Source organism: uncultured Campylobacter sp. (assembly GCF_938045225.1).
Classification (GTDB): domain Bacteria; phylum Campylobacterota; class Campylobacteria; order Campylobacterales; family Campylobacteraceae; genus Campylobacter_A.
Genome location: NZ_CALINL010000295.1, coordinates 1 through 13867 on the forward strand (window position 1 = coordinate 1; position 13867 = coordinate 13867).

General features: G+C 46.1%; 9 protein-coding genes. 7 read left to right on the plus strand and 2 right to left on the minus strand.

Annotated features, from left to right (window positions below; all coding sequences use genetic code 11):
- On the minus strand, positions 1-4487 hold a 4487-nt coding region (locus tag Q0200_RS10740; protein WP_297941050.1), incomplete at its 3' end, for a FixG Ig-like domain-containing protein.
- Positions 4487-6655, minus strand: a complete 2169-nt coding sequence (pbpC, locus tag Q0200_RS10745) for a penicillin-binding protein 1C (RefSeq protein ID WP_297941052.1) — start codon at positions 6653-6655, stop codon at positions 4487-4489. The genes Q0200_RS10740 and pbpC, both read right to left, overlap by 1 nt.
- A 100-nt stretch (positions 6656-6755) precedes the next feature.
- On the opposite strand from pbpC, the gene fumC reads away from it, so the two are divergent.
- The 7 genes from fumC to Q0200_RS10780 form a co-directional block, all read left to right on the plus strand.
- Positions 6756-8183: a class II fumarate hydratase gene (gene fumC, locus Q0200_RS10750; protein ID WP_297941054.1), complete on the plus strand. Its 1428-nt coding sequence runs from the start codon at positions 6756-6758 to the stop codon at positions 8181-8183.
- 149 nt (positions 8184-8332) lie between these two features.
- Entirely contained in the window at positions 8333-8734 is a 402-nt protein-coding gene (locus tag Q0200_RS10755; RefSeq protein WP_297941056.1) for a hypothetical protein, read from the plus strand.
- A 320-nt stretch (positions 8735-9054) separates the two neighbouring features.
- Positions 9055-10203 carry a hydrogenase small subunit gene (locus Q0200_RS10760; RefSeq protein WP_297941058.1) on the plus strand — a complete coding sequence of 383 codons (1149 nt, stop codon included), beginning with the start codon at positions 9055-9057 and terminating at the stop codon, positions 10201-10203.
- A 1-nt stretch (position 10204) separates the two neighbouring features.
- Positions 10205-11923, plus strand: coding sequence for a nickel-dependent hydrogenase large subunit (locus Q0200_RS10765; RefSeq protein ID WP_297941059.1), 1719 nt, complete (start codon positions 10205-10207; stop codon positions 11921-11923).
- Positions 11924-11934: 11 nt separating this feature from the next.
- Positions 11935-12618 (plus strand): Ni/Fe-hydrogenase, b-type cytochrome subunit, encoded by a 684-nt coding sequence (cybH, locus tag Q0200_RS10770; protein WP_297941062.1) that lies wholly within the window; start codon positions 11935-11937, stop codon positions 12616-12618.
- Entirely contained in the window at positions 12618-13292 is a 675-nt protein-coding gene (locus tag Q0200_RS10775) for a HyaD/HybD family hydrogenase maturation endopeptidase (protein WP_297941064.1), read from the plus strand. Before cybH ends, Q0200_RS10775 begins: the two co-directional genes overlap by 1 nt.
- The coding region (locus tag Q0200_RS10780) for a hypothetical protein (RefSeq protein ID WP_297941066.1) at positions 13289-13867 on the plus strand (579 nt) is incomplete at its 3' end. The genes Q0200_RS10775 and Q0200_RS10780, both read left to right, overlap by 4 nt.

Genomic DNA, 13867 nt, shown 5'->3' on the forward strand with positions numbered 1-13867 from the left:
TAAAGCTTGTCTACGTTTTTTATCAAAAAGTCGGCCAAAGAGTCGCTAAATTCGTTTTTCTCGAAGTGATTAGCGTGAAGAAGCAGGATAAAGGCTTTATTTCTCACGCTTGAGCCAAAATCCGAAGGATCGTCTGATTGCTCGTTAAAGAAATTATTGCCGACTCCTTTTAGCACTTTCTTGCTCTCTTCGTTTAGTCCTTCGTTTTTAAGCGTAGCGGCCATCAAGTAACCCTCTAACGCGCCGCCTTCGTATCTTTTTTGATCGTAAAGCGCGTTTAGTTTTGATCTATCTAGCTTGCCTTGCGTACTTAGGATGTATGCGGCGTATAGCGCTTGGAAATTATTCACCGGATCGAAATCCCTAAGCCAGCCAAGAGCCTTGCTTTTTACTCCGCTATCTAGCGCAAAGCCCGATTTTTCAAGAGTCAGTAGCATATCGATAGCGTAGACGGAGGCGAAGTTGTTCGTATAGCTTAGCTGATTCCAATAGCCGATGCTGCCGTCTGTTTTTTGCATTTTGATTACGTCTTGCATGCCTGAAAGGACGAATCTTTTTCTGTCGGCTTCTCTTGCTTTAGCCTCTTTAGAGTCGCCGCCTCCAAGCACTAGGAAATTTAGCTCAAAAAGCTTACTAGAGCGTTGTTCGGCGCATCCGTAAGGGTAATTTACGAGTTTATCGCTATTTGCGCTTAGCACGCCTTTGATAGAGCTTGAAGCGTCTATCGTGATATCGTTTAACTCTTCGTCCAGTTTAAAGGTCTTTTTCTCGCTCGCGTAAAACGTCTTAGCATAAGTGCTTAGCGGATAGGCGTGTATGACGTCTAGTTTTTGCGAGTAGGAATAGCCCTCTTTGCCGTCGTTTGCGGTGAAATTTATATACGCTTTGCCCGTAGCGTTAGCATCGACCGTGAAATTTAGCTTAGCGTTTTCCTCGGGTTTTAGCTCGATACTATCTACGCCTAGTTTCGCATTTAGGTTAGTATCTAGGCTCAAGGCTACCTTTTTTGGCTCTTTAGTCGTATTTATCACTCTTAGCGAGTAGTTTATCTTATCGCCCTCGATAAGATACGCCGTTTGAGTCGGTTTTAGGATGACGTCGTCTTTTACTTTTATGGCATTTACGCTAAAGCCGAGTTTGTCGCCGGCGACGCTAAGCGCGGCTAAATTTATCTCGGAGTTAAAGTCGCTAGGCACTTCTATCTCGAAATTCGCTACGCCGTCGGCACCGGCTTTTGCCGTTTGCATTTTGATATAGGTTTGTATATTTTTCTTATCTACCGGACTGGCAAATTTAGCCATCCTCATCTCTAAAAGAGCAGCCGCAGCGTCGCCGCCGAAGCTTAGCACCTTGCCGTCTTTTTTAAAGCCGCTTAAATTTGCGTAAAAGTCGTAATCAAGCACTCCGTCGCTTAAAATCGTATCGAAAAACTCCAGCGGGCTTTTTAGCTTTTGGTTGGTGATTTGCAGTACGCCCTCATCGACGGCAAATATCGTAACCTCGGCGTTTGGCTCGGTTTTTACGCTAGCTTTAAATTTGGAGTTTGACCTTACGGTTTTTGGCGCCTCTATGAGCGTGTTTGCTCTGCGGTAGGATTTATCGGCCTTTACGTAGATTTTATCGTAGGTTCTAAATGGCAGAGTATCGTTGTCCGCTACGCGCACGACCGAGGCCGTGACGTAAAGTCCCTCAAAGTCGAAATCAAGGTTAAATTTAGCGCTTGCTACGTTGTTTTGGACGTTTACGACTTTATATTTTTTGACGTCGCCCGATTCTAGCGTCACGATAGCGATACCGCTTTTTAGCACGGAGCTTACGTCTGCTATTAGCTCGTCGCCTTTTTTATAGATTTTTTTGTTTAGCTTGATTTTGGCTTTTGCCAGCTCTTTTGTCGGCTGTAGTGTTTCGCCGTAATCCCAGCCGCTGACGTAAATGTTTAAATTCGCCGAATGGCCGCTAAGGATGTCTGAAACCGTGACGACGTAATCGCCGCTTTGCTTAAAGTCGTAGATAAATTCGTTTCCGCTAAGAGTATCGCTAAAGACCTTTTCATAGCGACTGTGCCATCTTAGATAGCCGTCTTTATCGTAGTTGTAGTCCCAGATTTCTTTTTTTATCTCGATAGCTTTTTGCCTGTCTTTTATCTCCTCGTCCTTAAACGGATCGATACTTACCAAATTTAGCGTTAGTTTAGAGTTTGAGTCGATGTAGGTATCGTTTGCTTTTACTCCCACCATCGCGTCAAACGGATAAACGTTAAAGTTCTTGCTAGCGCTTACGTTTTTGCCGTCGTCGTTTATGTTAAAGACCGCCGTGCCTTTTAAAACGCTTGCGATTTTGGATTTATTTTCCAGCTTAAATACGGTTTCGCCCTTGCCCTCATCGTCTAGTTCTACTTGCTTGACGCTTTGGTCTAGGCCGTTTGCGGCGTATTCGTCGTTGCTAAATTTATACTCTTTAAATTTATCGTTTTTGTAGTCTTGTTGATATAGATTTATCGTTACGTCGCCTTTTAGATTTGCCGCCGCGCCGCCAAAAAGATACGCGCTTTGCAATTTAACGTCCATAACGTCGCCTAGAGCGTAAATTTCTTTTTCGAGACTAACCTCGTTTTTGATGCGTTGCGGGGTAAAAGACTCTACGGAAAAGTCGTAGCTATCTATGAGCTTGTTAGCAAAGATTATCTCAAGCCTAAACGAGCCCGTTAGCCCCGAGTTTACCGGCTCGTCGAAATTTATGACGCCGAGCTCGGACGTATTTACGCTTTTATCTAGGATCGTTTTATTTTGCGGATCTTTGATTTTTAGCTTAACGGGCATATTTGCTAGCCCTTTAAACAGCGCGTTTTTGATGATGATCTCGCCTTTTATATTTTCCTGCGGGCGGATGATATCGCTGGCAAAATGCAAATAAGCGTCGTAAATTTCGCTTCTATCTTGAACGTCTAAATTCGACTCCTCGTTTAGGCGTTTGTTTTGCGATAGAGCGATGAAGCTTTGCTCCTTGCCTAGCGTTACGACCGCGCTTGCTACGTCTTTGCCGATGTCTTTTTTATTAAATTTAAACACGCCTTCGTCGTTTGTGATACCGCTTGCGATGAGGCTATTTTTGGCAGAGTAAATTTTAACGTCTGCGTTTGCGACGACTTCGTTTTTACTTAGGCGGTTGGCAAATAAAAACACCTCGTCTTTTGAAATTTTCGCGCTTAGACCGATGTCGGTTAGATAGACGGCTTTTTTGGCGCTTTTATCTTTATCGTAGTAGATCGTGACTAGATAAACTCCGTCGCCGCCCTCGGCGAAGTCAAGCTTTATTTTGTATTTTTGCATCTCGTTTTGAGCGCCGCCTAGGTCGTAGTTTTTGCTTGCGACTTCTTCTACGTAGTCATCAAGCGGAGTCTGGGTAAAATTTAAAAAGTATCTTAAATTCGGCTCCTTTAGCTTTTCTACGACGACTTTAGCGGTATTTAAATTTACGCCTTTTACGCCGATTTCGCCGGCGCTAGATAAATAAGAGCCTTTATCGGTAAAATCCAAAAACGGCTTATAATCGCCGGTTTTGACGCTAAACTCCGCATCTTCTCGCAAAATTCTATCCTCATCGCCAAAGCCTTTTTTTAGCGTGACTTTGTACTCGGTTTGAGGCTTTAGTTCGTCGCTGGTTATATCGACGTAGCGGTAGTATTTTGTATCGCTGTTATCGGTGTATTCCAGTTCGCCTACTTGTAGATTTTTTATACCGTCTATTTTTACGTATTTATTTAGGTTATATGTATCGAGCCAGTCGTTTAAAAATATCCTAATGCCTAGCTTGCCGCCCTCTAGGCTAACGGCTTTGACGTCGTCTAAATACATAGTTTTAGCTCTATCGTTATCGACGAATTTTTCTTGTTCTTCAGGCTCGTTAGTCGCCTCGTAGTCGTCGTTTAGGTTTGCGCCGGCCTTGCTTTTTAGATTTTTCGAGACGGCAAATACCAAATTTTCGCCTTTTTCAAGTAGCTTTATTTGAAAGCTTTTAGGAGTTTTGGCTACGATTTTGTATTTGATGTTTTGCTTGGCCAAATTTTGCTTATCGTAAATTTTAAAATTCGCCGTAAATTCTTCCTCGCTAACCTCGTCGTTAAATACCGCTAAAAAGGTATCTTTGGCGTATTCGGTTATGCCCGAGAGTTCAAAATCTCCGCCGTAAATTTTAACCTTGCTTTCGCCTTTTTTGCACGAGTAGCTTACGCCCTTTGCCAGCGGTTTTTTTGGATAAAACAAGATAGAGTCCGAGCTGTATTCAAAGGCGCCGCTGATTTCGGGCGAACACTCGATTATCTTTTTGTGCGTTACTTTGCCGATTAAAGACTCGTCTTTTTGCGCGTATTCTACGTCTAGGCTTACTGCGCCGCCTTCTAAAATTTTGCTTCCGCCCTCAAGCGTAAAGGCGCTTAAATTTGCCGCCAAAACGCAACTTAGGCTTAAGCCCATGAGTTTATAGTTCATTAAAATCTCCTTATTTCTATATTGATTTCGTTTAAATTCGAATTTTCGTCCAGACACCCGAGCTTATGTTTGCCTTGCGTTAAATTTAACGTATTTTCGCTAGCGTTTTTTACTTTTTCCCACTCGTTTTCGTCTATCTTGAGATATATCTCATCGCCGATATAAGCGTAGCATTTTAGCATAACTTTAGTTAAATTCTCATCGCTTAGCAGAATTTGATTATTTGACGGCGTTGCAACGAGAGGTTTATAGCTTTTAAATTTATAGTAACAAGGACTTTCTTTGATATCTTCTTGAGTAATCGCGCCGTTTTTGAGTAAAAACCCGACCTCTTCGCTCCTGATACTCTCGCAAACGTCTTTTAGCTCTACGCCCTCTATCAGCCAGTCGTCTTCCTCGTCTTTGCACTCTTTAAATTTAAACGCGTCAAGGCAGGTTTTCTTGCTCTCTATGCCGCCGGGCGCGCTCATGAAAGATAATTTTTGCTTTTGAGCCAGCAGCTTAAAAACGTCAAAAACCGTGCGCGAAGCGTCGCTAAATCCACTTAAATTTTGCGTCTTTTTGCCGCTAAAGTTGCCAAACCAAACCGCGACCGTGTAGTCGTTATTTACGCCGATCGTATAGATATCGCGCGAACCGTAGCTGGTGCCGGTTTTAAAGGCGATTTGAGGCGTGTCTTTTGCGTATTGCCACGCCACGCCCAGATAGCTTCTTGACGCGCTTGAGAGCATTTTTGAGGTTAGATACGCGCTTTGCGGGCTTATTAGCCGTCCGTAGCCTAGTAGTGTTTTGCCGGCAACCTCTAGCGGTTTTAGCTCGCCGCCGTTTCCATAGATCGTGTAGAGGTGGGCTAAGCTTAGCAAGCTCATTTCCGCGCTTCCAAGCGCGATACTATCGGCGTAAAATTCCTTTGAATAACTCACCAAATGTACTCTAGAAAGCAGCTCGTAAAGAGAGTTTTCGCCTAGTTTGTTGTTTAGACTAACGGCCGGGATATTTAGGCTAAGCGCCAGCGCCTCGGTCGCCGAGATGATACCGAAAAATCTGCTGTCGTAGTTTTTGGGCGCGTACTCTCCGAGGAAAATTTCTGTATCTATCATCTGGCTTTTTGGCGTGATGAAGCCCTCGTCGAGTCCTAGCGAAAATATAAACGGCTTTAGCGTGGAGCCCACGTTTCTGCTCATCGTTACGCCGTCGTTTTGCCCCTGCGGAGCGTACCAGTCGTGCGAGCCCACGTATGCCGCTACGCTCATATTTTTGTTGTCGATGATTATCCCGGCGGCGTTATTTGCGTCTTTTGATTTTAGCGAGGCTGCGGTATTTTTTATCGCGTTTTCGAGTAAAATTTGCAAATTTAGATCTAAATTCGAGTGCGTAACGCCGTTTTTTAGAGCTTGCGCGGCGTAGTGTTTAGCCTTATAAACGGCATCATAGCGTTTGTTTTTAAATGGCTCCCTTTGCGCTCTTTGGAATGCGCTTTGATCTATCACGCCTGCTTTATAAAGCAGTTTTGCGACGCGGTTTTTTAGCGCGTTGATGTTTGATTTTTTATCCAAGCGGTTGGCGTTTGGATTTTTTGGGATCGTGCTTAAAAGCGCGCACTCGGCGATACTAAGCTCGCTTAAATCTTTACCGAAATAAAACCTCGCCGCAGCCGCCGCGCCCTCGATATTTCCGCCGTATGGAGCGAGGTTAAAGTAAAAATTTAAAATCTCGTCCTTGCTATAATGCCACTCAAGCTGAAGCGCGGTAAAGATTTCTTTAAATTTATTCGCGTAGGTGCGCTCCTCTCGCTTCATCATGCGCGCGACTTGCATCGTGATCGTGGAGGCGCCGATGCGGTTTTTATGCGTGAGATTGTGCGCAGCCGCGCGGATCATAGCGAATGGATTTACGCCGATGTGGTAGTAGAAAAATTTGTCCTCAAACAAAAGAACGCTATCTTTTAGCGTCTGCGGGACGTCTTTAGCCTCAAATCTCCAAATTTCGTCGCTGCTAGGTCGAAGGGCTATGATTTGGCCGTTTTTATCAAAAAGTATGAGCGAATTTTCCCGCTTTAGCGCTTTGACGTCGAGCGGATAAGCAAAATCAAGCGCCAAAAAAGCTACGAAGCAAATCAGGGCAAAGGCAGCGGAAAATTTGATAAATTTAGCTAAAACTCTTTTCATTTCGCGATTATATCGAATTTGCGCGTAAAATCTCGAAAGATTAAATTTATGATAATTGATATATAATTTCAAATATTAATTTAAGCAAAGGAGAAAAACCATGGAATATAGAATAGAAAAAGACACGATGGGTGAGGTGAAGGTTCCGAATGAAAAATATTGGGGAGCGCAGACGCAGCGCAGCCATGAAAATTTCGAGATCGGAGTAGGGCTGGAGACGATGCCAAGAGAGGTCATAGAGGGCTTTGCCTATCTAAAAAAGGCGTGCGCTCTGGTAAATCGCAAGCTGGGCCGCCTAGACGAGCCTCGCACCGAGGCGATCGCGCAGGCGTGCGATGAAATTTTAAACGGCAAGCTGGATGGGAACTTCCCTCTAGTCGTGTGGCAGACGGGATCTGGCACGCAGTCGAATATGAATTTAAACGAGGTCGTCTCAAACCGCGCGATGGAGATTTTGGGGCTAAATTTCCGCGATAAGGCGGCGCTGGACGCGAGAGACGCGAAATTCGTGCACCCAAACGATCACGTAAATAAAGGTCAGAGCTCAAATGACACCTATCCTACGGCGATGCGAATAGCCTTTGTGCTGGAGCTTCAAAAAAAGCTGCTGCCAGCGATAGAAAAACTTGAAGCGACGCTGGATAAAAAGACCGCCGAGTTTGCGGGGATCGTAAAGATCGGCCGCACTCACCTGCAAGACGCCACGCCGCTCACGCTCGGTCAAGAATTTAGCGGCTACGCGCATATGCTAAAGGCGAGCAAGGCGCAGATCCTAGCTACCGTGCCGTTTTTAGAGGAGCTTGCTATCGGCGGCACCGCGGTGGGCACGGGGCTAAACTCACACCCGAAATTTAGCGAGATGGTAAGCGACGAGCTAAACGCGCTAACGAGCACGGCGTTTAAATTTAAATCCCATCCGAATAAATTTCACGGCCTAACCAGCCACGACGCCGAGGTGTTTTTAAGCGGCGCTTTAAACGGTCTGGCGGCAAATTTGATGAAGATCGCAAACGACGTGCGCTGGCTAGCAAGCGGGCCTAGGTGCGGTATCGGCGAGATAAACATCCCTGAAAACGAGCCGGGAAGCTCGATAATGCCGGGCAAGGTAAATCCGACGCAGTGCGAAGCCGTCACGATGGTCGCCGCGCAGGTGATGGGCAACCACGTCGCGATCTCCATCGCCGCAAGCCAGGGCAACTTCGAGCTAAACGTCTTTAAGCCGGTGCTTACGTACAACCTCATCCAAAGCATCCGCCTGCTAAGCGACGCGATGAACAGCTTTGAGAAACATTGCGCTTGCGGCATCACGGCAAATGCCGCGAAAATCGACAAACTGCTGCACGAGAGCCTAATGCTAGTAACCGCGCTAAATCCGCACATCGGCTACGCAAATGCCGCCAAGATCGCCAAAACTGCGCATCATAACGGCACGACGCTGCGCGAGGAGGCGATAAAATCTGGCATATTAACCGCCGAGGAATTTGACGCGTGGGTGGTGCCTGAGGATATGATCGCGCCGAAGGAATAAATTCGGTCGCTTGATTTTTTGGTTCGGCAGGGTTTGGGCGATTTTGCCGAGCCTTCTTTAAAATCCATAAATTTGAGAGCGAAATTTACGGCTGCGCCTTAAATTTTACTCAAATTTGCCGATATACTTTTAAATTTAAAGGTACGGCGATGGATGTAAAACTAAACATAAATTTAAACTCAAATTTGATGAGCGTCGGCAAAAGCTCAGCGGCAGCTAGCGCGGCAAATTTAAACGCGGGCACGCTAAATTTAAAAATCGTAAATTTGCAAAGCGGAGATAAGGGCGATATCTTGCGCGGTGCGTCAAATTTGCCTAGCGGCGCAAACGAGGGCGAAAGTAGCGCCGATATCCTAAAAAAGCAGCTAGAAAAACTGCAAAAACGCCTAAAAGAGCTTGAAGCGGCGATCAAGCGGGTAAAAGCGAGCAAAAACCCATACGCAAAAGATATGGCGGCATCGCTTGAGACGCAAAAGGGAGCGGTGTTTGCGCAGATTATGCAAATAAGCTCGCGAATTTTAGAAATGCAAGGCGGTCAGAGTAAAATTTGATGCCGTAAATTTGCATTTCAAATTTTAAAGCCTTGAAACCAATTGAGAAATAGGGCGATTTTGATTTTAAAATATCAAAACCAAAAAATAATTTGTTAAATTTATCTTTTTATACTTTAATTATTTTTAGAGCTTTCTTTGCAAAAATATCACTAAAATAACAATATACTTAATTATTAAAACTAGTTCTTTTGCTAAATATAGAAATTTAAATTTTAGTTGTAATATTTCAATATTTAAAGCTATTTGATAATAATTAAAGACAAATTTACTCTTTTATCAAATATGCCAAAATGCAAATTTCACTCCAAGGAGAGAGCATGAGAGATGATGTCCTAGCTAGGATAAACGAGAGGCTTAACGTGCTTGCCGCGCTTCCGACCCTAAAAAACGGATCAATCGGCGAAGCTTTGAAGAAAAGCGGATTTAGCAGGCGCGACTTTATGAAATGGGCGGGCGCGATGACGGCGTTTATGGCGCTGCCTGCGTCGATGGCGCCAACCGTGGCTAGAGCCGCCGAGCTTAGCGATAGATTGCCCGTGATCTGGCTACATATGGCCGAGTGCACGGGATGCAGCGAGAGTTTGCTTCGTACCGATGCGCCGAGTATAGATAGCTTGATTTTTGACTACATCAGCCTCGAGTACCACGAAACCGTGATGGCTGCGGCAGGCTGGCAGGCTGAGGAAAACCTAGAAAGCGCGATCGAAAAATACAAAGACAGATACATCCTGCTAGTCGAGGGCGGCATACCTACGGGCGATACGGAAAACTATCTAACGGTCGGTCCTTTGGGTCTTAGCGGACTTCATCACGCAAAGCACGCGAGCCAGAACGCCGCGGCGATATTTGCTATCGGTACCTGTTCGAGCTTTGGCGGTATACAAGCGGCAAAGCCAAACCCGTCAAATTCCGTCGGTCTATCAAAAGTAACCTCAAAACCGGTCATAAACGTCCCGGGCTGTCCTCCGAGCGAGAAAAATATCGTGGGCAACGTCCTTCACTACATACTTTTTGGCACATTGCCTGCGCTTGACGTATTTAACCGTCCAAAATGGGCTTACGGACTTAGGATTCACGATCTTTGCGAGCGAAGAGGGCATTTTGACGCGGGCGAGTTCGTGCAGACCTTTGGCGACGAGGGCGCAAAAAACGGCTACTGCCTCTATAAAGTCGGCTGCAAAGGCCCATATACGTTTAATAACTGCTCGCGCGAGAGATTTAATCAGCACACTAGCTGGCCGGTGCAGGCGGGTCACGGCTGCATAGGGTGCTCGGAGCCTGATTTTTGGGATACGATGGGGCCTTTTGAGGAGCCGATGGCAGATAGGCTGTTTAATACCGTTTTAGGCCTAGGCGCCGATAACGTCAGCGATAAAATCGGCATCGGAGTGCTAGCGCTCGCAGGCATAGGTATAGCAGCGCACGCCGCGGTAAGCATTTTTGCTAAAGACAAAGAGGAGGCGTAAAATGAGCGAGCAAAGAATAGTAATAGACCCGATAACCAGAATAGAAGGCCACCTGCGCATAGAGGTCGTCGTAGATGAAAATAATGTAGTCAAAGAAGCCTACTCGGGCTCGACGCTTTGGCGCGGCATAGAGCAGGTCGTAAAGGGGCGAGATCCGAGGGATGCGGGATTTTTCATGCAGAGGATTTGCGGAGTTTGTACGTTTTCGCACTACCGCGCGGGCATCATGGCCGTCGAGAACGCGCTAGGCATCGTTCCTCCGCTAAATGCGCAGCTAACGCGCACGCTGATGAACAACGCCCTTTATATGCACGATCACGTAGTGCATTTTTATCAGCTTCACGGCCTTGACTGGGCGGACGTGGTCTCGGCTCTAAGCGCGGACGCACACAAGGCTAGCGACGAGGCGTTTAAATACTGCGACACGCCGTATGCGACCGGCGCAGATAAACTAAAAGAGGTAAAAGAGCGCGTCGAAGCCTTCGTAAAAAAGGGAAATTTAGGGCCTTTTGCCAACGCCTACTGGGGACATCCGACCTATAAATTTACGCCCGAGCAAAATTTGATCGTGCTTTCGCACTATTTAGAGTGTCTAAGGATACAAAGAACGGTAGCGCAGATGATGGCGATATTTGGCTCCAAAAACCCGCACCCGCAAAGCCTAACCGTAGGCGGCGTGACCTGCGTCATGGACCTGCTTGATCCTGCAAGACTGGGCGAATATCTAACTAAATTTCAAGAAACGGCCGATTTTATTAACCGGGCTTACTATCCAGATCTCGTCATGGCTGCTAAAGCATACGGCAGCGAGCCTAGCGTACTAAAAGACATCGGCGTGTCAAATTTATTCGCTTACGACGAGTTTTTAGTCAGTAGAAACGAGTATCTGATCCAAGGCGGCGCTATCCTAAACGGCGATATTAGCAAGGTTTACGAAGTAGACGGCGATAAGATTACTGAGGAAGCCACTCGCGCATGGTATAAAAACCCAGCCCCGCTGCATCCATACGACGGACAGACCGAGCCAAACTACACCGGCTTAAAAGATATGAAAACTCTAGACGGTCACGGCAAAGAAGTAGATACTAAAGTCTTTGACGAAAAGGGCAAATATAGCTGGATCAAAGCTCCTCGCTATGAGGGCAAACCTATGCAGGTGGGCCCAGTAGCCAGCATCGTGATAAACTACGCCAAAGGCAACGAGCGCGTGGTAAAAATCGTCGATAAATTTTTAAAAGATACGGGGCTTCCGCTTGAGGCGGTATTTTCTACTCTGGGTAGAACCGCAACCAGGATGCTAGAGGCTAAACTAGTAGCCGATCACGGACTAACCGCCTTTAATAGCCTAGTAGAAAATCTAAAAACCGATCAAGAAACCTGCGCAAAGTACGTCATAGATAACGGTAAAGAGTATAAGGGAAATTTCCAAGGCAATGCCCCTCGCGGAGCGCTCAGTCACTGGTGCCGTATAAAAGACGGCGTGATAACCAACTGGCAAGCAGTCGTGCCTAGCACGTGGAACGCCTCGCCAAAAGACGCCGCAAACGTACGCGGAAGCTACGAGGAGTGTCTTATCGGGCTAAAGATCGCCGATCTAACCAAGCCGCTTGAGATCATACGCAAGATACATTCGTACGATCCTTGTATCGCATGTGCCGTACACGTGATGGATGCGCGCGGCACGCAGCTGGGCGAATACAAAATCAATCCTAATTTGTGAAAGGAGCGGCTATGAGCGAGCATAAATTTGACCGCAAAAGCGAGTATGAATTTTCCATCGGGCTTAGAGCGACGCACTGGATCAGGTTTTTTGCCATCACCTTTTTGGTGGTGAGCGGATACTATATATCCTATGTTTTCGTTAGTCCCGAGGTCACGACCGAGCCCGTGTTGTTTATGAACGCCAAGTGGCGCGCGGCTCATCAGATCGCGGGATTTGTCCTGATAGCGTGCTTTATTTTCAAACTCTACCTATTTATATTTGATAAATACAGCCGCAAAGAGGTCGTGAGTATCGTCGATTTTTTTAATCCCAAAGTCTGGATAGCGCAGATAAAATACTACCTGTTTTTAGGTCCGCACCCGCATCTAAAGGGCGTTTATAACCCGCTTCAGTTTGTGTCGTATTTTTTCTTTTATCTAGTTCTTTTCCTGATCTGCCTAACAGGCCTCGTGCTTTACGTTCACGTCTATCACGAGGGGCTTGGCGGACTGCTTTACGAGCCGATGAGGCAGTGCGAGGAGCTAATGGGCGGGCTAGCAAACGTCCGTACGATACACCGAATCTGCATGTGGATCATCATTGTTTTTGTCGTAGCGCACGTGTATATGGTGGTATTTAACGCCGTAAAAGGCAAAAACGGAGCTATTGACGCGATTATTAGCGGCTACAAATACGTAAAAGACGAGCACTGATGCGGGTTTTGGTGCTAGGTATCGGCAACGTAATGTTTGGCGACGAGGGAGTTGGGGTGCATTTTGTCAAAATGATGGAGCGAAACTATAAATTTAGCCCTAAATCCTCGGCTAAATTTGACTCCGTTTCAAATTTAAGCGAAAAATTTAGCTCGTCAAATTTAGAAGGCGCGAACTCAAATTTAAGTGGCGACCTCGTTCGTAGCGATGACTCAAAATTTAACGCAGACGGCGCAAATTTGGAGCTAAAATTTATCGACGGCGGTACGCTAGCTATGGCGCTCACGCCCGTTATTGCTTGGGCGGACGTTTTGATAGTTGCCGACTGCATCAGCGCAGATGGCGGCGAGACGGGGGACGTGTATTTTTTCGGTTACGAGCAGATGCCGCCCACAATTTCCTGGAACGGCTCCGCGCACGAGGTAGAGATGCTAGAGACCTTACGGCTCATGGAGCTTGCGGGCGATTTGCCGCGGACGAAAATTTTAGGTATCGTGCCAAACCGCCTCGAGCCTATGGGTTTTGAGCTCTCCACGCAGGCGCAAGAGGGGGCAAATTTGATGGAAAAGACGCTTTTAAACGAGCTTTCGCGTCTTGGGTTTAGCTACGAAAAGATCGCAAATTTTAGCGTTTCAGACATCGCTTTAGAGTTTTCAAAAAAGGGCGCGATATGATTTTAGCTTACGAGTTTGACTGCGCGAGCGAAAATTTTGCGTTTTTTCTTAAATTTTACGCACAAAAAAGCGGGTTAAAATTTAGCCTTAAAAAGCAGCAGGATTTAACGATGCTTTACGCCCAGAGTTCGCAAGAGGAGCTTTTGGCGTTTTCGGATATGCTTGCTAGCGGGCTGCCTCACAGCGTGTTTTTGCGCGGCTCAAGGGTTTATGCGAGCGAAAATTTGCCGAACGGCGAAGCAAGCGAGCCTGAGAATACCCTCTCAAACATCACGCCGCGCGTCGTTAGCGACTATCTAAAAGGCGAGCTAAAAGAGTGCGAAAACGGCGTTTTTAGCGACGTATGCGTTTTTATAGACGGCAAATTTACTCCCGTGACGAAGGCAAATTTTAGCGAGCTTTTGGAGTTTGCTTTTAAAAATTTAAGCGCGGGCGAAAGAGTTAAATTTAAAGATATTAGCGGCGAATTTGAAGCTTTAAATTTCACCGAACTAAACGCAAATTTTAATCTTTTAATGCCGACAAACCTTAAAAATTTACCCAAAATTTTTATCGCAAACGAAGCTGAACAAGTA